The organism is Alteromonas sp. G4i35 (assembly GCF_054960375.1).
Genome location: NZ_JBHNZD010000021.1, coordinates 1 through 24,167 on the forward strand (window position 1 = coordinate 1; position 24,167 = coordinate 24,167).

The 24,167-nt window shown below is 42.4% G+C and carries 18 protein-coding genes; 10 read left to right on the forward strand and 8 right to left on the reverse strand.

All coding sequences use genetic code 11. From position 1 onward, the window contains the following. Positions 1-352 precede the first annotated feature (352 nt). Complete coding sequence (locus ACFI6L_RS14175) at positions 353-2,863, forward strand: TonB-dependent receptor (protein ID WP_462556434.1); 2,511 nt, start codon at positions 353-355, stop codon at positions 2,861-2,863. A 73-nt stretch (positions 2,864-2,936) separates the two neighbouring features. Here ACFI6L_RS14175 and ACFI6L_RS14180 read toward each other — a convergent pair whose 3' ends face one another. After that, entirely contained in the window at positions 2,937-3,644 is a 708-nt protein-coding gene (locus ACFI6L_RS14180; protein WP_231513143.1) for a type 2 periplasmic-binding domain-containing protein, read from the reverse strand. 152 nt (positions 3,645-3,796) lie between these two features. Continuing rightward, on the reverse strand, positions 3,797-6,046 hold the full coding sequence (locus tag ACFI6L_RS14185; RefSeq protein WP_156078661.1) for an acyl-CoA dehydrogenase: 2,250 nt from the start codon (positions 6,044-6,046) through the stop codon (positions 3,797-3,799). Between the two features lie 409 nt (positions 6,047-6,455). Here ACFI6L_RS14185 and ACFI6L_RS14190 point away from each other — a divergent pair, with 409 nt between their 5' ends. From ACFI6L_RS14190 to ACFI6L_RS14205, 4 genes are all read left to right on the forward strand, one after another. After that, positions 6,456-7,010 carry an outer membrane protein gene (locus ACFI6L_RS14190; protein WP_014979895.1) on the forward strand — a complete coding sequence of 185 codons (555 nt, stop codon included), beginning with the start codon at positions 6,456-6,458 and terminating at the stop codon, positions 7,008-7,010. A gap of 105 nt (positions 7,011-7,115) precedes the next feature. Then, positions 7,116-7,373 (forward strand): DUF3081 domain-containing protein, encoded by a 258-nt coding sequence (locus ACFI6L_RS14195; RefSeq protein ID WP_014950255.1) that lies wholly within the window; start codon positions 7,116-7,118, stop codon positions 7,371-7,373. 185 nt (positions 7,374-7,558) lie between these two features. Then, positions 7,559-8,494, forward strand: a complete 936-nt coding sequence (gene lpxL / locus ACFI6L_RS14200; protein WP_462556442.1) for an LpxL/LpxP family Kdo(2)-lipid IV(A) lauroyl/palmitoleoyl acyltransferase — start codon at positions 7,559-7,561, stop codon at positions 8,492-8,494. A 153-nt stretch (positions 8,495-8,647) separates the two neighbouring features. Next, positions 8,648-9,265: a TcpQ domain-containing protein gene (locus ACFI6L_RS14205; RefSeq protein WP_462556445.1), complete on the forward strand. Its 618-nt coding sequence runs from the start codon at positions 8,648-8,650 to the stop codon at positions 9,263-9,265. Positions 9,266-9,275: 10 nt separating this feature from the next. Here the strand turns inward: ACFI6L_RS14205 and glnE are convergent, their stop codons facing one another. Beyond that, positions 9,276-12,209: a bifunctional [glutamate--ammonia ligase]-adenylyl-L-tyrosine phosphorylase/[glutamate--ammonia-ligase] adenylyltransferase gene (gene glnE, locus ACFI6L_RS14210; protein ID WP_462556448.1), complete on the reverse strand. Its 2,934-nt coding sequence runs from the start codon at positions 12,207-12,209 to the stop codon at positions 9,276-9,278. Positions 12,210-12,523: 314 nt separating this feature from the next. Between glnE and ACFI6L_RS14215 the strand changes: the two genes are divergently transcribed. Beyond that, positions 12,524-13,429, forward strand: a complete 906-nt coding sequence (locus tag ACFI6L_RS14215; RefSeq protein WP_156078659.1) for a DUF350 domain-containing protein — start codon at positions 12,524-12,526, stop codon at positions 13,427-13,429. Between the two features lie 45 nt (positions 13,430-13,474). On the opposite strand, the gene ACFI6L_RS14220 is transcribed toward ACFI6L_RS14215, so the two are convergent. Further along, complete coding sequence (locus tag ACFI6L_RS14220; RefSeq protein WP_156078658.1) at positions 13,475-13,822, reverse strand: GIY-YIG nuclease family protein; 348 nt, start codon at positions 13,820-13,822, stop codon at positions 13,475-13,477. 238 nt (positions 13,823-14,060) lie between these two features. Between ACFI6L_RS14220 and ACFI6L_RS14225 the strand changes: the two genes are divergently transcribed. Continuing rightward, a complete protein-coding gene (locus ACFI6L_RS14225; protein ID WP_462556452.1) occupies positions 14,061-15,125 on the forward strand; it encodes an XrtA/PEP-CTERM system-associated ATPase in 1,065 nt (354 codons plus the stop codon). A gap of 139 nt (positions 15,126-15,264) precedes the next feature. On the opposite strand, the gene ACFI6L_RS14230 is transcribed toward ACFI6L_RS14225, so the two are convergent. Genes ACFI6L_RS14230 through ACFI6L_RS14245 form a run of 4 tightly spaced genes read right to left on the reverse strand, consistent with a single transcriptional unit; the run spans position 15,265 to position 20,092 of the window. Continuing rightward, positions 15,265-16,941: a porin family protein gene (locus ACFI6L_RS14230; RefSeq protein WP_462574278.1), complete on the reverse strand. Its 1,677-nt coding sequence runs from the start codon at positions 16,939-16,941 to the stop codon at positions 15,265-15,267. Continuing rightward, complete coding sequence (locus ACFI6L_RS14235; protein WP_069944661.1) at positions 16,910-17,860, reverse strand: XrtA-associated tyrosine autokinase; 951 nt, start codon at positions 17,858-17,860, stop codon at positions 16,910-16,912. The genes ACFI6L_RS14230 and ACFI6L_RS14235 overlap by 32 nt, the downstream gene beginning before the upstream one ends. Then, positions 17,860-19,428, reverse strand: coding sequence for an XrtA system polysaccharide chain length determinant (locus ACFI6L_RS14240; protein WP_069944660.1), 1,569 nt, complete (start codon positions 19,426-19,428; stop codon positions 17,860-17,862). The genes ACFI6L_RS14235 and ACFI6L_RS14240 overlap by 1 nt, the downstream gene beginning before the upstream one ends. Positions 19,429-19,459: 31 nt before the next feature. Further along, positions 19,460-20,092 carry an XrtA/PEP-CTERM system exopolysaccharide export protein gene (locus tag ACFI6L_RS14245; protein ID WP_014977096.1) on the reverse strand — a complete coding sequence of 211 codons (633 nt, stop codon included), beginning with the start codon at positions 20,090-20,092 and terminating at the stop codon, positions 19,460-19,462. A 149-nt stretch (positions 20,093-20,241) separates the two neighbouring features. Here ACFI6L_RS14245 and ACFI6L_RS14250 point away from each other — a divergent pair, with 149 nt between their 5' ends. The 3 genes from ACFI6L_RS14250 to xrtA are packed head-to-tail and all read left to right on the forward strand — an operon-like array spanning position 20,242 to position 24,050. Continuing rightward, the gene (locus ACFI6L_RS14250) at positions 20,242-21,654 is read left to right on the forward strand and encodes a TIGR03013 family XrtA/PEP-CTERM system glycosyltransferase (protein WP_014977095.1); all 1,413 of its coding nucleotides are present in this window, start codon (positions 20,242-20,244) and stop codon (positions 21,652-21,654) included. A 2-nt stretch (positions 21,655-21,656) separates the two neighbouring features. Then, the gene (locus tag ACFI6L_RS14255) at positions 21,657-22,496 is read left to right on the forward strand and encodes an XrtA system polysaccharide deacetylase (RefSeq protein WP_342287824.1); all 840 of its coding nucleotides are present in this window, start codon (positions 21,657-21,659) and stop codon (positions 22,494-22,496) included. Between the two features lie 36 nt (positions 22,497-22,532). Next, positions 22,533-24,050, forward strand: a complete 1,518-nt coding sequence (xrtA, locus tag ACFI6L_RS14260) for an exosortase A (RefSeq protein WP_462574245.1) — start codon at positions 22,533-22,535, stop codon at positions 24,048-24,050. Positions 24,051-24,167 lie beyond the last annotated feature (117 nt).

Sequence of the window (24,167 nt, forward strand, 5' to 3'; positions counted from 1 at the left end):
ATATAATACATATGACGGGGGCATTTTAAAATTCGCCTAAAGCAACCCGCTTTTAGTCTGTCTATGTTTTTTCACAGTTCGTTCTAAATACCTGAAGTGTAGTGTTCTTAATCGATATTGATTTTTATTTTTTATCTGCTATGTGAACCGCTAAATATAGCTAAAACTTTAGTATATAAATGTTAAATAAGGCACTGCAAAAGAGTAAAAACTCTTCACAGGATGTTTACAATGTTGTTCCTTTGTTATAAATTCTTAATCGATTAAGTTTGAATTGTGTTGCCGCCTCCCTACGTTGAAGGGGCAGAGGCTACCTTGGATTTAACAAATTCAACACATTGCCGGAGAAAAAATGAACAAAAATCATACACTCAACGCTTTGACCCTAGCGATTTGCGCCGCTTTTTCGGGCTCGGTTATCGCGCAGGAATCATCAACAGCTGATGCTGACGCAAAGTCGAAAGAAAAATTCGAACAGATTGTGGTTACCGCTGCACCGAGTGGTGCAACGATGCAAGAAGCTAGTGTTTCTGTAAGTGCATTCGACGAAGACGATATTCTTAAACTAGCTCCTCGTTCTACCGCTGAGGTATTTCGCGCGTTACCCGGTATTCGTGCCGAGTCTTCAGGCGGAGGCGGTAACGCAAATATTACTATTCGCGGTATTCCACTTGCGACGGGTGGTTCTAAATTCTTGCAAATCCATGAAGACGGTTTACCTGTTTTAGAATATGGTGATATTAACTTTGGCAATGCCGATAACTTTTTACGCTACGACTGGTCAGTAGCGAATGTGGAAGCAGTGCGCGGTGGTTCAGCGTCAACATTCGCCAGTAACTCGCCAGGCGGTGTTATTAACTTGATCAGTAACACGGGCGAAGTAGGTGGCGGTGCCGTTGGAACGTCATTTGGCGTTGATTACGAAGAATTTCGTTTAGACTTTCGCTATGGCGGTGAAATTAGCGACGACCTTTACTACCACATTGCTGGCTTTGCCCGTGGTGGAGAGGGCCCGCGAGAAACGGGATACAATGGCGACCAAGGCGGTCAGGTTAAGTTCAATATCACTAAGATGCTAGATAACGGTCACATCCGTTTCTTCTATAAAAACCTTGATGACAAAGTATCAACATACCTTCCTTCTCCGGTATTGGTGAAAGGCGATGGTGAATATGGCCCGGTACCTGGTTACGATGCCAGCTCACAGGCATTAAACTCAGCTTACAACACAAATATTTCTACTTTTGACAGCTATGGTAACCCAGAGAATCGCGACGTCCGCGATGGCATCGAGTCAAAAGTAAACTCATTTGGCGTTGAAGTTGACCTCGAAGTAGCCGAAAACTTGTTCTTATTAAACAAGTTCCGTATTTCAGATATCTCAGGTGGTTTTATTGCTCCATTTACTGATGGATTTCCAGCGGGCCCTGGCGATGTATCGAATTTCGCTTCTGCGTTATGCGCTGGCGCTACAGACGGTGACGGTAATGCGCTAAATTGCGATAGCACAAGTGTTGTGCTTGCCAATGGACCCGGCGCAGGTGAAGTGTACACAGGACAAGCATTTACAAACCTTCAGTTCGACACAAGAATCAACGATCTGGGTAACATGATCAACGATTTCAGCTTGCGTAAAGAATTTGATAACGGTATCGACCTCACAGTAGGTTATTACTACTCAAACCAGGACATCGCCACAAGCTGGTCAAGCTGGCAGACATTTATTCAAACTCTAGACGGTGACAATTCACAGCTTCTAACAATTACAGATGGCGATGGCGTGGAACTTGTTTCAAACGGTTTATTGTCACCAAGCTTCCTTTCGTGGGAGTGGGACTTAAACTATGTAACAAAAGCGCCGTACATGAACGTTGGTTTTGAATTGTCAGATAACATTCTTATTGATGCATCGGTACGTCATGACACGACCGAAGCTTCAGGTGAACTCATCAGCTCATGTTGCGGAGGAAATGCTGACTTCGACCTAAACGGTAACGGAACTATTGAGCAAATTGAAGATGCTTCAGCAATCAACAGCGGCTTCATTAGCGGTGGTGTTATCAACTTAAATCGCGCCGGTGCGTCTTCTCAAATTGTTGATTACAGTGCGAATAATACGTCTTATTCAATCGGTGGTTCGTACCTACTAAGCGCCAGTCAGACATTCTTTGCCCGTTACTCAAAAGGTGGCCGTGCTATTGCCGATCGTTTACTGCAGATTGGCGGTACATTGAATACAGACGGCAGCTTAACAAGCACAACATCGGGTTACGATACAACGAAGCAATTCGAGGTAGGTTACAAGTACGGTACGAAAGACCTCATGGTTAACGCAACCTTGTTTGATACTGTTACTGAAGATACGCAAGCAGAGGTAACCAGTGGTTTAACCTTTATGCGCGAATATGAAGCAACAGGTTTAGAGCTTGAAGGCCGCTGGACAGCAACTGATAATTTCGTGCTATCCGGTAACTTAACGTGGACAGACGCTGAAATCAGTAAAGACGTAAACAACCCTGCACTTGAAGGAAATACTCCACGCCGCCAAGCAGATTGGATTTGGACTATTACCCCTGAGTACGTTACAGATACATGGTCTGTTGGTGCCTCACTACAAGGCTCGACAGAGTACTATGTTCAGGACAATAACGACCTTAAACAAGAGGGTTATAACCTTGTAAACTTGTTTGCCACTTATTGGGTGAACGACCAATTTTCTGTGTCGCTTAATGTGAATAACGCCACTGATGAATTTATCATCACTGAGTCAGAAGAAGGTTCAGCAGAAGTTGGTAGCTACATCAGAGCACGTCCATTGAACGGCCGTACTACAGTACTGTCGCTTAAATATATGTTCGACTAACGAGCAAGTATCTAGTGCAAAGGTACTAGTTATTGTTCAATTAACGCCCGCAATTGATGCGGGCGTTTTTTATTTATTCACTCTCTGCGGTTTTGAGTAGTTGAAGCTGCTTGGCGATTGCTGCAGAAAGTTGGTCAATTAAATGGCTATGTTTCTTATGAATAACGTGTACCAATTCGTGTTCCACTAGAGGTATATACTCAATTCCAGATTGTTCGAAAATGGCTTCTTCAGAATAGTCACTCGGTAAAATAGCGTAGTCAAATCGCCCGTTGAGCAGTAAATTTATGACGTGGTGAAAGTCATCAAATTCAAAGATGTTGGCATTTAACTCGCCAGGTTTGGCGTGCATATTGAAGAAAAATCGGGTAGTGACGGCTATTGCCTTATCTGGTTGTTGAATTATGCTTTTATTGCACTCAGCTCCCCGTATACACAATAGAAATGATGCGCCATGAGACAGTGCTGGAGGAACAATTACAATGTTATTGTCAGGCTGAGACACTACGTCATAGCGAATAATGTCTGCATCTGTCATTCCTTCATCCAACAGCCGTAAGCCTCTTTCCCCACCCACTTTTTCGAATGTAACCTCAATGCCGATATCTTGATACGCACGTGCTATTAAGGGTTTATAGAAGCTACTTACTCGAGGATGAGTTAGTTCTCCAATGACGAAGTTAGTATCATCGTGCTGGGCACTGGCGTTTGAATTGAATAGCAGCGACGAGATAAAGAGAATAAAAAATGTTGAAACGGTTTGAATGCCAATAAAGCGCATCGTTTTCACTTTACAAATCCTTGTTTAAGAAAACCACGATAAGCTAAGGGTAGAGTACGAACAAAACAATAGAAAGGTAATTTAACGGGCAAATAAAAAGCCCCATCTCAAGGATGGGGCTTCGTTAATCAAGTTACTGCAATTATGACAGTTTACGCAGCGTTTTGACCGCCATCAATCGCTTTAAGCGTTTGAGACGCTGGAACAAGTTCCATATCGAACGTGTATTCGTCTACACGAACTGCTAGCTTGCGTTTTTCGTTATAGTCGTGAAGCTTAGCGGCTTCATCAGCCGTTACTACGCCTTTTTCTTGAAGCTTGTTAAGTGCATGTTCAAAAGAAATGAACGGCACTACAGGCTCTTTGCGAAGTGCTTTTTGCACTTTGCCTAGAAGGTGCGCTACCGCGTGCTTCGCTTTAAACGCTTGCTCGTTAATGTCGTTGCCGTCTCCCGGCGTAACGCGAACAAGGTGAGTAAGCTGCTCTTTCACGCTGTTATCTTGCATAGACGCAATAGAAAGCTCACGCACTAGGTCATCGCTAATACTTGCAACACTGTTGGTGTAGGTGTTGGTAAGAAGACGCATTAGACCACGTGTCGCCGTATTCGGGAAATTGTTGATAAAGTTAACAATTGCCTGATCAGCTTGTTGTAAAGACCACTGCATCGCGTATTCGAAATACGGTAGCGCAAGCTTTCTGTCTTCAATGCGCTGCTCGTAGAAACGAATCGCTGCCATTGCACCGTATAGGTAGCTCATTACGTCACCTAGACGTGCTGATAAAAGCTCAGCTTTCTTAAGGTCACCGCCTAGTACCGCAAGTGACAAGTCAGCAAGTGGTGCTAGTTTTGCAGAGATGCTGTTTACACGCTTCTCATACTTGCGAACTTCTGGTAATGCAGACTCGCTCTCGCGTAGGAAAGGAAGGTAGCCTTTACCTAGGCTGCGGAATGCATTTTTAACGCTAAAGCCAACAGTCTTACGAAGTACCTTGTTGAAATCTGCATCCGCTGAACTTTCGTTGCTATGGATTAGGTCAACCATGTCTTTCAAGTACGGGTGGCAGCGCATTGCACCTTGGCCAAAGATCATCAGGTTACGGGTAAGAATGTTTGCACCTTCTACCGTAATCGCGATAGGAAGCGCAGAGTAACCGCCCGCTAATGTATTCTGAGGACCACGTTGAATTGCTTTACCTGCCTGAATGTCCATAGCAGAGTTCATCACATCACGGCCTAGTTCAGTCATGTGATATTTAGCAATAGCGGTAACTACTGATGGTTTAACACCTAGGCCTAGACCTTCAGTTGTTAACACACGCATCGCTTCAAGTAAGAACGTCTTACCCGCGATGTCTGCCATTTTCTCTTGAATACCTTCAAAGCGACCAATTGGAAGACCAAACTGCTCACGTACGAAAGAATATTCAACCGTGCCTTTAAATGCAGATTGTGCAGTTGCTACGCCCATTGCTGGAAGTGAAATACCACGACCTGCACCTAGACAGCTAACTAGCATCTGCCAACCACGACCAATGTTCTTTTGGCCACCGATGATGAAGTCCATAGGAATGAACACATCTTGACCACGAGTAGTACCGTTGTAGAAGCGTACACCCATTGGGTCGTGACGGTTACCAAGTTCAACACCTGGGTGAGACTTAGGTAGAAGGGCACAGGTAATGCCAAGCTCTAGTTTGTCGCCAAGTAGTTGGTCTGGATCGAACACTTTAAACGCAAGACCTAGTACGGTCGCAATTGGTGCAAGTGTAATGTAGCGCTTGTCCCAGCTTACGCGTAAACCAAGCACTTCTTCACCGTTGAATTCGCCTTTAGTCACGATCGCCGCGTCAGGAATAGCACCTGCGTCAGAACCTGCTTCAGGGCTGGTAAGCGCGAAGCACGGAATATCGCGACCGTCTGCTAGACGAGGTAGCCAGTAATCTTGCTGCTCGGTCGTACCGTAGTGCATAAGAAGCTCGCCTGGACCTAATGAGTTAGGAACCATTACGGTTACTGCAATTGCACCGCTTTTCGCTGCGATAGTGGCAACGATTGTAGAGTTTGCATACGGGCTGAACTCAAGACCACCAAATTTCTTTGGAATGATCATAGAGAAGAAGCGGTTCTTACCTAGGAAGTCTAAAACATCCTGAGGAATGTGCTTGCCGTTGCCTAATTCAAAATCATCGATCATGTTCAGCAACTCGGTTACTGGACCGTCCATGAATGCTTGTTCTTCTGCGCTCAGTTTTGCCTGAGGGATATCGCGTAGCGCCTGCATGTCAGGCTTACCCTGATAAATAGAAGATTCAATCCACACGTCGCCTGCATCTAAGGCTTCTTGCTCTGTGATTGAAATTGGGGGTAATACTTTCTTTAAGCTAGTTCTGATACTCATAATAACTCATCCGCTCATCTGACCAGTTGTTTAGGTTAATACTACACCTAATTTAAAAAAGATCAAATTTTGTAAAAATTATCAAATAATCATGTGGTTATATAAACTGTCTGCGTATTTTTTATACGAAAGTGTGATGCAAGGGATTAACATTGCTGATATTTAATGGTCAAAAAACGCTCTGGTTGTTGTGTCACCTTGATGTAGAACCACTATACCTGCGGTAACACGCCGCGATTACGAACATTTTACCTCTCGCTGTGTGGGAAATTATCTATGCGGACTGGTATAAAACCGCTTGTTCGTGTAGCTATCAGTTAACTGTATTCATCTAAACTCTGTTTGTTCGTTTTAATCAGAGGCATTGTCTTTTATAGTGAGCGTTCTTTAACATGGAGAAGTAATTAAAATGCGCCGTCTTTCATCATTTTTCGCTAAGTTCCTTATTGGAAGTGCAGCTATAACAAGCTTGGGTTTTTCTGGACTAGCATCAGCCAACGGATATGCAGTGGCAAATATTGGCTTTGGCAACGTAGATACTGAAATAGATAATGAGTCTGATATTAGCTATTCAGCTGCTTTAGGCTATCAATTTCACCGTCAGTGGTATGTAGAAGGTGGCTATATCTCTTTTATTGATACAGATAACGACGAACAATCAATCTCATCTAAAGGCCCTTATTTGGCGTTACTAGGTAAAGCGAGTAGCCAGAAAGGTGAGCTGTATTATAAATTAGGCGTGGCAAGCGTTGACATTGAGCACGCGTCGATAGATAGCTCTACCTGTGGCCCAGAAGCCGCTGTGTGTGGATACGATGACACAATTATCGCAGGATTAGCTGGGTTAGGCTTCGATTACTACTTAGGCTTACAGTCGATGGTACGCGTGGAATACACCTACTTTGGTGGCAAAGATGATTTTTCTGCGCATATTGTAAATTTAGGTTTTCGCTACAACTTTTAGGTTGTAGTTATTAACTCGCATAGTCGTTTTAAATATAGGCCCTAGATAAATCCAAAAATCGTTTGATTGTGTAAAAATAGATAAATTCTCAACAATGGATTTACAATGAAAAACGAATTAGACAGCAAGTTCTTACTTCAGGTTTTCGACAAGATCCGCCAGCATGGCGCGAAAGAAGATGAACAGTATAAGCTTAATGGGATCACTGCGTTTACAGATCACGATGGCTATACGCTTTACATTGAAGACGTTAATGTGAAGCTGCAGTTCGGCTTTCACAATCAATACCATTTTGACTATGACTCAAAAGAACAATATGAATCGTTTGAGAAAAAGTTGAAGCAAATCGATAAAGAATACTAGTGACCTGATTTCAGTTTGTATTGATAACAAGCAATATATTTCTTAAGCAGAGAAAGCAAGTATGGGCTCTCTCTGCTTAAGCGCTTCTATTTATCGCAAGGGCACTGTGGGCTGTCTGTCTCAATTAGCCCCACCAAAAACCTTCTGCTACAATGCCGCCCACTTCGTTTCAAAGGATACAGACATTGGCGGCGGCAATTAAAGCTCCTAAATTTAAACTAGCATTTTTAGGCCCTAAGTTTTGGCCTGTATGGTTAGGTGTTTTCGTTCTTTATATAATTACCTGGTTGCCTTTACCCGTGATACGCGCTATCGGTGGCGGTACCGGTAAACTTATCGCATTAATTGTTCCTAAACGGGCAAAAGTCGCAAAGCGTAATTTGACGCTCTGGAACCCTACACTTTCCGCCATTGAAGTAGAGGCGCTTTACAAAGAAAATGTGCGGCGTACAGGCATGGCACTATTTGAAACTGCTATGGGATGGTGGTGGCCTAGCTGGCGCGTAAAACGAGCCATTGAGATTGAAGGCACTGAGCATGTTGAAGCGGCCCTTGCAAATGGCAAAGGTGTCTTTGGTATGGCACTCCACAATATGAATCTGGAATTTGCCTGTAGAGGTATTGGCTTCTTCCGTCCAAGCATCGCGTTTTATCGCAAACACAACAACCCTCTCGTTGATTACCTTCAGTATCATGGGCGAAACCGCTCGAACAAATACATGATTGATAAGCGCAACGCAAAAGCCTTACTTGCTGCACTTGACGATAAAGAACTTTGTTTGTATTTGCCCGACCAGGATTATGGCCCGAAACAAAGTATCTTTGTGCCATTTGGTGGGGTGAAAGATACCGCGACAACTACAGCAACGCTGATGTTTATTCGACGTAGTCACTCTGAGCCAATGATCATCACGTCGCAATACACCAAACGCGGTTACAAAATTAAAATCTATCCACCGCTTTCTCAGTTAGGCGATATGGAAGACGCTGAAGCACTAACATTACTGAATCAACATGTAGACGCTGCGGTTAAAGAACAGCCAGAAAGCTATTTGTGGATGCACAAGCGATTTAAAACCAGACCGGAAGGTAACCCTGAATCGCTGTATAAATCACTATAGCTGTGTATGAATAAACACCTAGCGATGAAAATTAGATAAATAGAATAATAGGCTTTCCGTTCGAAGGTAGACTAAAATAGAAGAATTATGCTTAAGTTCATACACATAGCATAAGCTGATTTTCGATTAAAAGTGGCTACACATTGGTAAGGTATGGGACAGACAAGTTATTCAAGTTCATCGTTTTGGGCAAAGCAAATTGGCATAGCAGCAGTGCTTGTTATCATTGCTGGCGTACTCATTTACATGCTTCAAACACAGGACCAAGAGCCTGTTCCTCAAGGGCAAGCGGAAGAAAAGTCTGTATCACGTGGGTTAAGTGAGTTCTATCGAGACTTTCGTATGTCTGCTACTGACCCAGCAGAAGATGAGCAGGGAGATTTTGTACTGGATATTGCGGGCGTTGATCCTAATTTAGACAACAAGCTTGCACAAATGTCTAGCCAAACACGTCCGGTTGAAAAGAATTGGACCGGCGAACATAAATACCGCACGTTCCAGGAAGGGAACACACTGCGCGAAGCTATTTCGCAATACGCTCAAGCTGAAGGCATGCAGGTGATATGGAACCTGGAGCAAGACTTTGTTATTAAGCACCAGTTTCAATTGGACAGCACGGTTGCAGGATCGCTTGCTAAAATTGCCAGTGCCATAGACAGTAGTTTTGAAGGGCAAGTAAAAGCATATTTATGTGCAGAGCAACGCTCGCTGGTGGTGACTGCCCAAGAAACAGAATTTCTCACCACCAACTGTCGTTTGGTTAGAGGTTAGGCTTCATCGCCTAGCCGCTACACGTTCCAAATAGTGTATTCCAGTGAATGGTTACTTGCTCTCGTATGGCATCTAGTTCTTCGCTCTGATCTGCGTACTTGGTATCTGCTAACGTTAAATGGTGGTATTGCTCTCGCAGCTCTAAATACGCCTTTTGCAGTTTGTGCGCAGTGGCGACATCAATAATGTTGGTCTTGGCTGCGGCGTCAAAAATGCGAAGATTGTCAGGATATTCTGTCATGGCAGCCTGTGACTTTGCATTAGCGAGTACAAGATATTGAGCCATGAACTCAATATCGGTAATACCACCTACACACTGCTTTAAGTCTACCTTGTCGTTGTCCTTTGAAAGCAAGTGCTCCCGCATTTTCAAACGCATTTTGCACACGTCGTCAGCCAACGTTTTAGCGTTTCTAGAGCGAGTTAGTATGGAATTTCTTACCTGCGTGAAGTCATTCAAAAGGCGAGGGTCTCCGCAAATGGCTCTTGCACGAACCAGCGCTTGATGTTCCCAAGTCCATGCTTCTTCCGTCTGGTATTTTTCGAAACCGTCGATATGGCAACATAACAATCCCGCATTGCCAGAAGGGCGTAGACGCAAATCGGTTTCGTATAATTGTCCAAACAACGTCTTCGTATTGAGAAGATGCATGATGCGCTGCGCCAACTTAATGTAAAACTGTTGCGCTTCAATAGACTTCTTACCGTCTGTACTTATGCCGCGAGGGGCATTGTGCAAAAACACTAAATCTAAGTCTGAGCCGTAACCTAATTCATACCCGCCTAGTTTTCCATAGCCGATCACGGCAAATCCTTTGTCAGTTCCTTCTAGGTGTGCTGGAACGCCATAGCGCTGTTGCATTTGCATCCAGGCAGCATCTACTACGTTCTCCAATATCACTTCAGCTAGCACCGTAAGCTTATCGCTCACGTTGTTTATAGGTAGTGATTCACTGATGTCGCTGGCGGCTATGCGAAGCTGTTGGCAAAGTTTGAACTGCCTCCATCCATCCATAAGCATTTCAACGTCGTCTTGTTCAATACGAAGCATGATTTCACGCAGTTCCAGCTGATATTCCTGCTTGCTGGTATGGATATCGGTATTTTGCTGACCTAGGTATAACGGCGTGAGTAATTCGTCTAATAGTAATGGAAAGCGCTTAATTTCTTGAGCTATCCAGTCGCTTCGTTCACATAGCCTTACTAACTGTTTTAATACATCCGGATTTTCAAGTAGTAAGTCAAGGTAAGTGGTTCGGCCAGTAATCGCTTCTATAACACCAAGTAAACGGTCGAGTACTTGTGGGATGTAGTTTGGATGTTGGTTGATGAGCACATACAAAATTTCGGGAAGCAATTTATTTAACGTGTCTTCACCTTTTTGGCCTATGCGATAATTGCGTTGCTTATCCTTGAAGGCGACAAGAATAGAATATATGCCTTTAATATCGCTAGCAGACAGGTATTCGCCAAAGGTTTCAGTAAACTCATCCTCTTGCAATGCAAGACGCCACGCATCTTGGCAGGCAGTGAAAAGCTGGTCTTCTTCTGAGTGCGTATCATGAGACTCTTCTACTAACTCGTTGAAATGGGCATGAATACGCGCCATTACAGTATCTAAATGCACTAAAAATTCACTGTAAGAATCAAAACCCATGACTTCAATAAGCGCAGCTTGTTGCCAAGGTAACTCAGGAAGAGTTTGGGTCTGGCGATCTTGAGCTTGTTGAAGCGTGTGCTCTACTTTTCTTAGGAATAAATAGTCACTTTTTAGCTGTTGCGTTACATCGCGTTCGACTATATCGAGTTCAGTTAATGCGTCTAACGTGCGAAGTAATGACTTACTTTGTAATGCTGGCTCTCGTCCTCCGTGAATCAGCTGAAAACTTTGGGCAAAAAACTCCACTTCACGAATGCCACCTGCGCCGAGTTTTATATTGTTACTCAGTCTGCGTCTGCGTATTTCTGTGGCGATCAGCTTTTTCATGTTACGAAGGGCATCTAATGTGGTGAAGTCTAAGTAACGACGGAAGGTAAACGGGTGCAAAATGCTCTTTAACCATTTCACATCTTGCGAATTATCATCGTTAATCACCCGCGCTTTTACCATGGCAAAGCGCTCCCAGTGTCGACCTTGATCTTGATAATAATCTTCAAGTGCCGCGAAATGCATCACAAGGGGGCCAGAATCGCCGAAGGGGCGTAAACGCATGTCAACGCGGTAGACTTGACCGTCATTAGTCACTTTGTTCAATGCTTGGATTAGTTTTTGCGCGAGTTTGGTAAAAAACTGCTGATGCTCAACGCTTTTTCGACCACCTTGGGTTTCGCCTTTTTCTGGGTACGTAAAAATTAAATCGATATCAGAAGAAAAGTTGAGTTCCTTTCCTCCTAATTTCCCCATACCCAAGATATACATGTGCATGTCTTGGTTATGGCTTTGCGGTTTTCCATAGCGCACTGCTAAATGTTGATAAAGCCAGTGGTACGCACCGTTAATAAGTACATCAGCTAATGCTGAAACCTGCATAAGTGATATTTCGATGGGTTGCTTGTTCAAAACGTCGAGGAAAGTAATCCGCGCCATCTCTTTATTTCTAAATTCCCTCAACACTTGCAGTAAGTCATCTTCGCTAGCAACGGTGTGCAATTCATTGTTTAGGCTTGCGAGATAGCTAGATGACATGGTATTGCCAAGAGATTGAAGCGTTTCACTTTTCTCAAGGGGTTGATAATGCTCAACGATGCGAGAAACAAATGAAGGATTTTGAATCAATGTCTCAGCCAAGAAAGAGGAGCGCGTGAAGGAGAGCATTAGTTTTTCACAATGAGCCTCAATTACGGCTCTGTCACTTTCGCTAATTGCTGGCGCTGTTAACAACTGCTGCCAAAATTTTTCGGCAAGTTCTACGTTTGTCATGCTATTTTCGTTGTCTGTTGGCATAATGCTCGCGTCTTATGAGATATCGCTCGTGTTTTACGGTTGAATACTCACAATTGCCATTGCAAGTACTCAAAACAAGGTCTGCTAAGTGCGCTAACGTGCAGCTCTGCATTCAATGTGGTTAAGTGCCTGCTAACCCAGGGTGTGATCTACAGGTCATTTAGCCCTAACTAAAATAAATCTGAACAAGTTCGATGTCATCGTTGTACAAGTTTGTATTAGATGAACGCTATTCAATTAGCCATCACTGATTTTTCGAAACTACATCAAAAACTAATCAGAAGAACTTTGTGTGTTCAAGGAGCAAAGATAACGTGGAAGCCTTAGTAAAACTAGTACCTCTAACGCAAGAACTGCTGATATATCTCGCTATGGATGTCGCAATTGCGTTAGTACTGCTAATGATTATGAAGTGGCTGACAGGCGCATTTAGGAAATACTCGGTAACAGAAGAATTGGGTGTTAAAGATAATTTCGCATTTGGGATAAGCATTGCGGGAGGCATGCTGTCGTTGTGCATAGTATTGAGCTCGGTTGTTGGCCGTCATATTGGCGTGGGTTATAAAGAAGCGGCGATTGGAATGGTAACTTTCGGCATTGTGGGCATTATATTGGTGAAGTTCGGACGCTTCGCTCACGATAAACTAGTACTTAATAAAGTTGATACGCATGCGATGATTGCCGAAAGGAGTGTGAGTGTGGCGCTGGTTGATGCGGCTAGTTTGGTGGCAAGCGCAATTGTTTTACGCAATATTATGGTGTGGGTTGATGGCAGCGACATGAACGCAATCATTGCTATTGTGACCGGCTTTACCGTGGTTCTGACCATGTTGCTTGTTATGACGCGTATTTTAGAGTTTAGATATGCTAGAGATAATCAAAACGACTCATTTCAAGGGGCGCTAGAGAAGGGGCAGTTAGCACTCGCTATCGAGCACACTGGTAATTTACTTGGAACTGCTATGATTGTGTCGGCAGCGAAGAATTTACTTATTTACAACCCATCAGGCTACGTGAGCAATATAACAGGTTGGCTGATTGTTAGTGTTGGCTTAGCAATCGCACTTCATATTTTGGTACTAGTGAGCAAAAAAATTATTTTATTTGGCATGAATTTCCGGCAGGAAGTCGATCAACAGCATAACGTTGGTGTAGCTGCACTTGGGTTTACCCTTAGCATAGGAAACGCCATGATCATTAACGGTGTTTTAGGCGGGTAGGGGAATACTCTTTTCTGGATAACTAACCTAACGCAACCCAATGTCTTAATCTTCAAATTGGGTTTTCATACACATTAGCTCATTGAGTTGCCCTTTACGAATAATCCCGTTTTTTTGAGGGCGGCTCATTCTCTTTACCTCATATTCAAGCTTTGAGGCATGTGACTTGTCAGTCATTTCGAATATGGCTTTAAAGGTCAGTGGTGCCTTACCTTTTAAGGCCTTGGCGCCCCCTTTTAACTCTCCTCGGTGTTGCGCTATGCGGCGCTTGGGGTTAGTGGTGATTCCTGTGTAGAGTTGGCCAAGCTTATTTTCAACTAAGTAGAGATACCACGTAGCTTTTGTACTTCCCTGGTGGGTATTGCCTTCGTTGGCTGATATACTTTGTGCCAATGTAATTCAATGTATAGAAATTTCTCGTAGCTTTATCTTAGCAGAATTAACTAGTGCTTGTTGACCTTTGCTGTACAACATAGATCAACCAGCCCTTAAGACTGGGCGTGAATATATTACTTCGATAATCGCGCGATGTTGGTTACCATATATACGAGAATAAGCGCGCTGTTTCGAATTCACGTGTTCGCACTCATGTTTTCGAACGCACATTTTTAATGGAAAAACGGTAAATTGCATGTACGAAAGTTATTATGGACTTAACTCGAAACCGTTTCAGTTAACCCCAGATCCAGAATTTTTCTTCGCAAGTAAATGGCACAAACGCGCCATGTCTTATCTACAGTATGGACTTTCTCAAGCTGAAGGGTTCATTGTTATTACCGGCGGAATTGGAACCGGGAAAACTACCGTAGCAAACAGCTTGCTTGAAGAAATTGAAGACGACATTGCGGCAGCTCAAATAGTTACGCCAAAGCTGTCGCCAGATGAACTGGTAAAAATGGTCGCGTCTAAATTTGATATCCCTACGGAAGGTCGCTCAAAAGCCGATATTTTAAAAGCGCTTGAAATTTTCTTATACGATCTAAACAAAGCGGGTCGCCGCGCCTTACTATTGGTTGATGAAGCGCAAAACCTTCCGTTAGAGACCATTGAAGAATTAAGAATGCTGAGTAACTTTCAGCTGAACGGCAAACCGTTGATTCAAAGCTTTTTGCTGGGGCAAGAAGAACTGCAGCCTATTTTACGCGCACCGAATATGGAGCAATTTAGGCAACGTATTGTGGCGTCTTGCCATCTCGTTCCGCTTTCATTGGAAGAGTGCAAAGAATACATTGAGTACCGATTGCACCATGCGGGATGGAACGGCTCACAGTTATTCAGTGAAGAGGCGTTTGAACGAATTCACATGTTCTCTCGCGGTATCCCTCGTAAAATTAATACCCTAATGGATAGGGTAATGCTCTATGGCTTTTTAGAAGAACTAGAGAGCTTTGACGCGGACGCGGTAAACGAAGTAATTGAAGAAGTAAAAGCAGAGATGTTCGAGCCTGATAAAACGGGCGCGGAAGTGACGGAGCATATGGGCTTTGCTGACCACCCGGAAAGCCAAACTATCATGACACCTAAAGGCAATGTTATTCGCGACACCAAATACTACTTGGATATGTTAGCTGAATTAGTTGATGCCTTAGATGACGCCATTTCACAAAAAGTGAAAATGACGCAATACGTCGATAAGCTTATGAAAAAGAAGTTCAAAACGTATGTTCGACTTAAGAGTGATGATAAGAAAGAGTGATGCTTTCTTTGTAGCCACCGTCATTTGATAAACAAAAAAAGCGCCTTTTTACTAACGTAAAATCGGGCGCTTTTTTATTGAGTTTAGTTGACTAGTACTGTCTACAAACTACAACCGGTAGATTGAAAAATTCAGTGAATTAGTCATAGGTGTAGGTAATAGATGCGCTTAAGCGTCGGTCGGTATAGTTGTTACCAAACTGAGATATGCCTGTATTCAAATCTCCCTCTTGCTTGAGGTACCTAGCATCAATACTTGCTTTTAACCGGCGACCGAACTCTCTTTCTAAACCAATGGATGCATTCCAGTTGTCGCTTTCGCCTCTAAATACGTCTTCTGCACCCTGACCTGTGATATTGGCGTAGTTAATACTGCTAGTTATGTTGGTATAGCTACCAATTTTATAGGCTACGTTTGTACCGAAAGAGTAGGTGCGTCTTAGTCTATCTTCGTCTAAGTAATCATCTTCGGCATATCGCCAAGAAAAAGCGAGGGTAATTCTAGAAAAGTCATAACCTGCTTGAAAATTTGCACTTTTTCGCAGAATGATGTTGTCATCAAACTCTAGATTTTGTGAAGTAAGCTGCACCAATTGCTCTCCCGCGGAGGGTGTATAACTTAAGCTATTGGGCTGAAAACAGTCAGCAATGGATGTCGATGAAGCTGGGCAAACAAATACGCCTAAGTTCTCTGGATCAGCTAACAAGCGAGAGGTGTTAGTAACGTCTTCCGAATAGCTGAACGAGGTTCGTAAGTATTTGGAATTGTAGCTAATATTTGCCGATGCCGATTCACCATAGAAACGACGCCCGTAAGTAGCAGCAATCCGTGTGCGAGTGCTCAGTGCCCATTGCATATCAACACCTACGAATGTTTCACCATCGTCTTCCCCTAGATCGGAATCACTCTTATTGGCCGTTAATGATATATAGCGATTCTCAGCTTGACGGTAAGTTAACCCCACCCCATAAGAATTAAACTCCCTAACCAAACTGTTCGTGTCATCTCTGTCTGAAATTTGGTTAGCTTCGTGCCTTGCAGTCAAACGAATGGCCCAGTCGCCATAAATTCGAGTATCTATATAACCGTCACCAGTTCTCGATTCAAAGTCACCATTGTTTGCTTGACCTCGCTCAGTATTCTGATAAGTGCCCGTTACTGACCAAATGAAATACTCGGCTTCATCACCGTTTATTAACTTGCCGCTCAGTTGATAACTATCATTATCGAGAGCATTGCTGTTAGTTAAAGACCGTTCTGATGCTGTATCTGAGTATGAGGCTGTGCCTTGTCCTCTTACCCAGTCACCTTGGTCAAGTGTCAGCGTTGATGAGAGTCTGTTGGAGCGTGTTTTTGCCAAGCTGTCAGAATTTGCAATAAAATCTGTTACCAGAAAATTTGAAGCATTAGTATTCTGATAGCTTAATGCCCCAGCGGCTTGAAAAGATAATAAATTTTCAAGAGGTTCCCACTGAGCAGAATAGCTGTACTCTGCATAATCTTGGCGCTGGCTAGCATCGTCGTTATCGCGTTCCAGATGGGTGTATGTACCGGACCATAACCCTTGAAATGTTCTTGTTTGATAAGTAGCGTTTACTTTTGGTGCCACAGTCACTGTTGTAAGTGAACGGTTTCCATTTTCCTCAGTATCGACACTTTGGTAGATGGTTTCGGCTGTGGCAACAGCATTCACGTCAAGTTTTGCAAAAGCAGGTAGACTTGTTGCGACGGCTGCAGCAACAAGTGTCGGCTTTATTATTCTTCTTTTAGGCATTGTATTGCGCCTATTCGCTGCGCTCTGAGTAATAATACCCATAATATCCGCTTCCATCGGTGTCGTTATGTACAGACTTGTTCACTACAAATCCTATGGCCATCTCTGGGTTCAATCGCTCCACAGACATTTTAATATCGCCTATCTTCGCTTTGCCCTCTTCTACGACAACAACCGCTTGGCCAGCGAAATTAGCGAGAATAGCACTCTCGTTTATACCAATGAGAGGAGGCGTATCAAAAATAACTATTCGATCTGGGTATCTATTTGCAAATTCATTAACAGTGTCATGCATTTTCTGGCTTGCTAGCAGTTCGGTAGACAAATGGTGCGATTTTCCAGCAGGAATAATTTTCAGCTTATCGATGTTGGTTGGGTACAGCACATCTGAAATATCGTCAACGTCCCCGGTCAAGTATTCCATTAGCCCTTTACGACGCTCTAACCCTAAAGTGTTTAATACATTAGGCTTAAGTACATCGGCGTCCACAAGAAGTACGGTTTTATCCTGCTCCGATGCGATACTCATCGCCAGGTTGGTTGCAGTGAATGTCTTCCCTTCAGAAGGGCGACTACTGGTAACCATAATAATGTTCGGGTTGTGAAGGGTTTTCGCTAGTGAACCAAAAGCATTTGCTAAAAGCTTACGCTTTATTTCTCGGTACTCTTCATTAATTTGTTTTCTCTCACCGTTAAGCGAAATATGTCCGTTCTTATCAAGTCGCACGAAATCAATAACAAACTCGTCAAGTGGAGTTTTTTTATTGATAAATTCCTTTTCTTCAGCAATTACGGTTTCAACAGGAAGCTCTGCGGGTGCAGGTTTGTCAATTGATACCTTCGACTCTTCAGGCGCGTTTGAATGACTAGCGTCTTCAATTTTTTCTGTAGACGAAGTCTTATGACTTGCTGCTTTCGCCTCTTTTTGTTTTTGAAGTGCCTTCTCAATTGTATTTTTCATTAAAGAAGCCCTCCAAACAAATCTATATTCATAATTTCAGCGGCGACCAAGGCGCCGTACATTGCCAAAATAGTACCACTGGAAAGCAGAAACACTAAAAGACGGTTTCTGTTTGTTTTATTTATTTGCTCAATGTTCAAGTGGGTTACAGTACCCCATATAGGATAATCTGACACATTGAGTAACTGCTTAGGCCTAATCAAAATAGGATTAAGTTGGCTTATAAGAAATGCGATGCCAATTCCTGTACCGAAACCCAAAATTAACACTGCAGTGTAAAAAATTAGCCTGTTGGGGCCTGAAGGGCGCTTGGGAAGAAGCGGGGGCTCTATAATTCTGAATTGAAGGTCTTCTGCTGACACATCAGCTCTTCGAGATAAGTCTGCTGATTCTTTTCGTGACAAAAGTTCTTCATATTTTCGTTTTGTAACATCGTAATCTCTATTCAATGCAGAGGATTCTGCTTCAATCTGAGGAATCAGGTCTACTTTACTTTCGAGTTCTGCAATTTTTCTTTGCAAATCACTATCTTTAACACGAAGGGATGCAATTTGGCTCTCTAGACGGCTGGCTTCGAGCTTAATCTCTCGGTTCAGTTCCGTTAAAGGTTGAGTATTATTACTTTCATCAGCGTTTAGGAAGGCATCTATCTCTTTTTGCCTAGACTTCTCAAGACTTTCTAATAAAGCTCGTGATTCAACGACGTCAGGGTGAAGATCTGTAAATCGAAGAGATAGTCTATCTAGTTCTTCCTCTAGCGCTTTTATTCTTTCGTCATATCGTGTCTGTAAAACTGAGTCATTCTGATTGGTAACACTAAAACTGTCAGCTCGTTTTACATTACCGATTTGATTTTTAAGTGAATCAACTTGTTGCTGAGTTTGCCTTATCTGCAATCGAGTAGCTTCAAGTTCATTATTTAAAGTCTGTAGGTTTGAATAATATGTCCCGGCTAGCGGGAGAATATCATTATATTGTCTCTTAAAATTAGCCAGACGCTGTTCCGATTCTGAAAGTCTCGATTCATACTCCGCAATTTGTTCATCTAAAAACCTACCAGCGGTGTCTGTATCCTTCCTGTTATTACCCAGTGCGCCTTCGACAAATAAGTCTAGCGTTTCTTGAACCACACGTTGAGCTGTGTTGGGAGATTGGTTGGAATACGTTATATTGTAAATATTATCTCTACCAGTTTTATTCAGCTGTATGCTATTGGATAGCCTGTTGACCAAGTCATCAAACTCATCTTCATTTTGCGTCGTTATATCAAGGTCACTTTCTCGAGCAATTTTCTCTACATTACTTCTACTGAGTAATGTTTTGGCCATCATTTGAATCTCTTGGTCAGGATTAGTCTGAATTGCTAATCCTTTCAGTAATGGCTGTAAAACCGAGCGAGTATCTACGAACACTTGGGCTTTTGAAGAGTAGACATCGGGAAGGCTGGCAACATATAAAAAGCCAATAGGGCAGATAAGCCATGAAAAAATAATCACGTAACGCTTTTTAATCCAAACCCCTTTAATGTAATCAAGAATTTGGATTAGCGTTTGTTGTAAGTCCTGCATTTTATTATTTGTTCCGTTTACTGCTTTACAACTAGAACCAAGCTTCTGGAATAATTACAATATCACCAGGTAGCATATCGACATTTTTTGAGATATCACCATCTCTAATCAAATCGTCAATGTTTATTTCGAACGTTTTTTGTTTTCCGGCGATTACTCGAACCAGTTTCGCGTTATTTCCGTCTGCAAATTCCGTTAAACCACCTACGGCTATCATTAAATCCAGTAACGTCATGTGCTCGGAGTAACTTACAGCACTTGGATTTGTAGCTTCACCAATCACGCGAACCTGTTCACTCAAAGGACCAGTGAAATTGTTCACACTTACCGTCACTCTCGGGTTGTTTATGTAGGTAGAAAGCTGTTCTTCTATTTCCCTTGCAAGCATTGTTGGCGTTCTACCAGCCACATCAATATCTTCCACTAGAGAAGTGGTCACCTTTCCGTCCGGTCGAACAATAAAATTGCCAGAAACCTCTGGGTTTCTCCAAACAAAAATAGTTAGGGAATCACCTGGGCCAATTAAATATTGGTAATCATTAACATTGGTAGTTAGTGAAGGTCGGGTAGTTGCTTCGGGCAGAGTGCCAGTGTTACTGCAACCATTAAGACCGATAAGTAAAAGTGGAGCACAGCACGTTATTAGTTTTTTAAAGCGGAACATAAGAGATCATCCTACACTCATTATGGTTAATTTATGGCTTTTGCCGTTTACCCTACGGTAAATGTCACTATAATGCCAATAACAATTGTAGTCTATTGGAATAAATCCCTTTATGATGGGAAAAACGCCGCAGTTTTAGGGGGCCAGGGGTGGCAGTAAACAAGCGCAATCAAAATAAACGCTCAAATATACTAGTAATAACAGAAGCGTTGCTCATTGCTTACATGGGTTATATTTCTCACTTTATCCTTACGCAAATTGGAATGTCGCCAAATGTGGCGGTGGAAAAACTGATAATCAACGTAGGAATGCTTACAGTTTCAATATTGTTGTGTTCGTTATCCGTTGGGTTGTATGAAGCGAAGTTAAGAGAAACTTTTCGGGGTATCATCCGTCGCATATTCGTAAGCGTGGGACTGAGTTATTTTTTAGTCGAAGTGCTAAGTCGAGCATTTTTTGATGACTTGGTTATGGATTCTTATTTCCTGCCGGCATCGGTTTGTTCAATTATTATAACCTTAGTTGTTTTCAGGTATTTCACAAACCGTCTTGGCTTGTTAGGCCTAGGGAAAGTGCGCATATTAGTCCTTGGGGCAGGGGAAAGAGCTTCAATTATTGAAAAGCGTATGCGCAGAGATGTGGATAGAATTGGGTTTGAGCTTGTAGGGTTCATCCCAATTCCAGGAGACAATCGCGAAGACGGAATTCGAAAAGAGAAGATTATTCATCTTAAGGTAGACGAGAGTTTTCAACAGTTCATTGCAGATAATGAAATAGAAGAAATAGTCATCGCTTGCGACCAACGTCGTGGAACGCTTCCTGTAGAAGTGCTTTTTGACTGCAGGCTTAGAGGGATTGAAGTTACCGAGCTTTTAGATTTCATGGAGCGAGAAACAGGGCAAATAGTGGTAAACCTGATGTACCCAAGTTGGGTCATTTATTCCAATGGATTTCAGAGCCAGAATTATTTGCGAGACGCGCTAGATTACACCCTCAACGCGTTCCTAGCGTTCATCATATTCCTCTTTGTTTGGCCAATTATGCTGATTACCGCATTCATTATTTATTGCGATGATGGCAGACGTACAGGTGTGTCCGTTTTCTATAAGCAAGAGCGAGTGGGGTTAAACGGAAAGCTTTTCAAAATAATTAAATTCAGAAGTATGCGACCTGATGCAGAAAAAGATGGCGCTAAATGGGCAAGCAAGAATGATGATCGCGTTACTCGTATTGGCCACTTTATTAGAAAGTACCGCGTAGACGAATTACCACAGCTTTTAAATGTGTTTAAAGGTGAAATGGCATTTATCGGACCTCGTCCAGAGAGACCTCAGTTTGTAGAGCAGCTTGTACGCGAAGTGCCCTATTACAATCAGCGTCATAACGTTAAACCAGGTTTAGCTGGCTGGGCACAGCTCAATTACCCTTATGGCGCCAGCGTAGAAGACTCTATGGAAAAGCTTAAGTTCGATCTTTATTATGTAAAACACCAAAGTTTGCTGTTAGATATTTTGATACTTATCCGTACGGTTGAAATTGTACTGTTTGGCAAAGGGCGATAATCATGAAGCTAGATAATCGACTCAATGCCATGACAGTAGATGTGGAAGACTACTTTCAAGTTTCTGCTTTTGAAGGCGTAGTAAACAAAAGCGATTGGGATTCGATCGGCTTGAGAGTGGGAGATAATACCCATCGCCTTCTAGATTTGTTTGCTCAAAATAACGTTAAATCGACATTTTTTACGTTAGGCTGGGTGGCGAAGCGCTGCCCAGATGTTATCAAACGGATAGTAAGTGAAGGTCATGAGCTGGCGAGCCACGGACTAGCGCATCAACGCGCTACAACGATGACCGAGCAAGAGCTTTTCAATGATATTAAGCAAAGCAAAGAGATTCTTGAAGATATAGGCGGTGTGGCGTTAAAAGGCTATAGAGCTCCGAGTTTTTCAATTAACGATTCGAACACGTGGGCGTACAATATCCTAAAGGAGCTCGGCTTTGTTTATTCTTCTAGCACTTATCCAATCAACCACGATCTCTATGGTGTACCAGATTGGCCGCGCTTTAAATACAAACGTGAGAATGGTCTGATAGAGATTCCAATACCAACAGTTCGTAAGAAAGGAACAAATATTGGGATTGGTGGTGGCGGTTATTTTCGTCTTTATCCTTATTGGTTATCCAAACGCCGTATTACTGAGTTCATGCAATCTGAAAGTGCGCCATACAGTTTCTATTTTCACCCTTGGGAGATAGATGCAGATCAACCAAAATTTAATTCTGCACCATGGAAGTCTAAAGCTCGTCACTACATCAACTTGTCAAGAATGGAAGGCAAAGTAGAAAAGCTGCTTAAAGACTTTAACTGGGTAACAATGCAGCAAGCCTACGAGATAAAATAAACGAACTGCGTTTTAAAAAAGAGCAAGGATAAACTCATGAGTAACAGTGAAGCTCTCGATGCCAGCGTTGACGGAAGGGATATGTCTTTCAAAGTGAATAAAACGTTTTATTTTAGCTGCTTTGTACTACTGTCTTTATGGGTTGTTTTTTGTTGGAAAGGCCTCTCCACTGTTATTCAAATTTGGTACGTGAATGAAATCTTCAACCATGGCTTTTTTATTGTACCTGGAGCTTTCTACCTTATTTATTTAAAGCGACGAGTACTTTTTGCACAGCCAATAAAGCCAGCTCCATTAGCATTTATATTCATAATTCCTACACTTTTCCTTTATGTGATCGGTATTGTTGGCGATGTTCAACTTTTTTTACATGCAGCTACCTTTGCATTGTTACCTTTACTCATGTGGCTGATGCTAGGGACTCAGGCGGCGAGAACAATTCTATTCCCACTTATTTTTATGTTGTTTAGTGTACCTGTAGGAGAGCAACTCGTACCTTATCTTCAAGAAATTGCTGCAGACGGAGCCGTAGCGCTATTGCGCTTAACAGGTGTTCCACTATTTCGAAGCGGTTTATATATAGAAATTCCTCAAGGCCGGTTCCTAGTAGCGGAAGCATGCTCTGGCGTAAGCTTTTTTATCGCTAGCTTTGTAATAGGTAGCTTATACGCTTACTTGAACTTGGTGACTAAAACACGAAGAGCTTTATTTGTAGCGACCTCTTTAATCTTTCCTATATTAGCGAATATTGTTCGAGTTTATGGCATTATTTTAATAGCTTACTGGACTGATATGGAGCATGCAGCAGGAGCTGACCATCTTATATACGGTTGGTTTTTCTTTGCTTTTGTAATCGTGTGCCTCTTAGGCATAGGTGAACTTATGAGAGAGGAAAAAACACAATTAGAAGGTCTACCTCCTATGAATGAGAGAGTGCGAGTCTCTCTATTCGTTGTTAGTACATGTTGTGCACTAATAATTGTTTTCTTTGGCCTGTACAGCCTTATACAAGTGCAAAACAAAGATAGTGAACATGTCATGGTCAATTTATCAGCATTGTCGGATGACTCTTGTAATCAGTTTGGTAAGTTTGCAGTATTAAACAATCCTACATTTGAGAAACAAGTAGCATTAAAGCATAGCAATTGTAATTCAAGTATCTTAGTTGCTTATTTCAATGAAGAGAATAGTGAGCTTGCGAGCTACTTGAATCGTGACTTCGATCCTTCAAAGTATTCGTTAGAAGAATCATTTAGTCTTCCTTTAAAGCAGTACAGTGTTTCTGTATCGAATGTTGTGAGCCCTTCTGGAGAAAAGCTGACAATCTACAAATGGTATATAGTTGATTCGAGAGTTTATTCAACTCAGGAAAGATTAAAGCTTCAACAAATTATAAACAAATTGCTTTTCAGGCCACATAGAGGAGAAATTTGGTTGTTTGCAACGGCAAACTCAGACAGTTTTGCTGCGAAAAAACTCCCTAGCCTCATAGAGTACTCGGTTAAACGTAAACTTACAAAACAGGGGAGTTCGGAGCTTGTATCATGGGAGTAGACAGCCTTTCAACACTGATTCATTTCTTTGTAATGATGATGATAATAGTTTTTTATATGAAGCTTGAAAAAAAAAGTAGTACTACAAAGACAAGTAAAAACGAAAATAAAGAAAAAA

What these genes read in the sequence shown, in the direction of transcription:
- ACFI6L_RS14175 (WP_462556434.1), top strand. Translation starts at nt 353, where the DNA reads ATGAACAAAAATCATACACTCAACGCTTTGACCCTAGCGATTTGCGCC.
- ACFI6L_RS14180 (WP_231513143.1), bottom strand. Translation starts at nt 3,644, where the DNA reads ATGCGCTTTATTGGCATTCAAACCGTTTCAACATTTTTTATTCTCTTT.
- ACFI6L_RS14185 (WP_156078661.1), bottom strand. Translation starts at nt 6,046, where the DNA reads ATGAGTATCAGAACTAGCTTAAAGAAAGTATTACCCCCAATTTCAATC.
- ACFI6L_RS14190 (WP_014979895.1), top strand. Translation starts at nt 6,456, where the DNA reads ATGCGCCGTCTTTCATCATTTTTCGCTAAGTTCCTTATTGGAAGTGCA.
- ACFI6L_RS14195 (WP_014950255.1), top strand. Translation starts at nt 7,116, where the DNA reads ATGAAAAACGAATTAGACAGCAAGTTCTTACTTCAGGTTTTCGACAAG.
- ACFI6L_RS14205 (WP_462556445.1), top strand. Translation starts at nt 8,648, where the DNA reads ATGGGACAGACAAGTTATTCAAGTTCATCGTTTTGGGCAAAGCAAATT.
- glnE (WP_462556448.1), bottom strand. Translation starts at nt 12,209, where the DNA reads ATGCCAACAGACAACGAAAATAGCATGACAAACGTAGAACTTGCCGAA.
- ACFI6L_RS14225 (WP_462556452.1), top strand. Translation starts at nt 14,061, where the DNA reads ATGTACGAAAGTTATTATGGACTTAACTCGAAACCGTTTCAGTTAACC.
- ACFI6L_RS14230 (WP_462574278.1), bottom strand. Translation starts at nt 16,941, where the DNA reads ATGGGTATTATTACTCAGAGCGCAGCGAATAGGCGCAATACAATGCCT.
- ACFI6L_RS14235 (WP_069944661.1), bottom strand. Translation starts at nt 17,860, where the DNA reads ATGAAAAATACAATTGAGAAGGCACTTCAAAAACAAAAAGAGGCGAAA.
- ACFI6L_RS14240 (WP_069944660.1), bottom strand. Translation starts at nt 19,428, where the DNA reads ATGCAGGACTTACAACAAACGCTAATCCAAATTCTTGATTACATTAAA.
- ACFI6L_RS14245 (WP_014977096.1), bottom strand. Translation starts at nt 20,092, where the DNA reads ATGTTCCGCTTTAAAAAACTAATAACGTGCTGTGCTCCACTTTTACTT.
- ACFI6L_RS14255 (WP_342287824.1), top strand. Translation starts at nt 21,657, where the DNA reads ATGAAGCTAGATAATCGACTCAATGCCATGACAGTAGATGTGGAAGAC.
- xrtA (WP_462574245.1), top strand. Translation starts at nt 22,533, where the DNA reads ATGAGTAACAGTGAAGCTCTCGATGCCAGCGTTGACGGAAGGGATATG.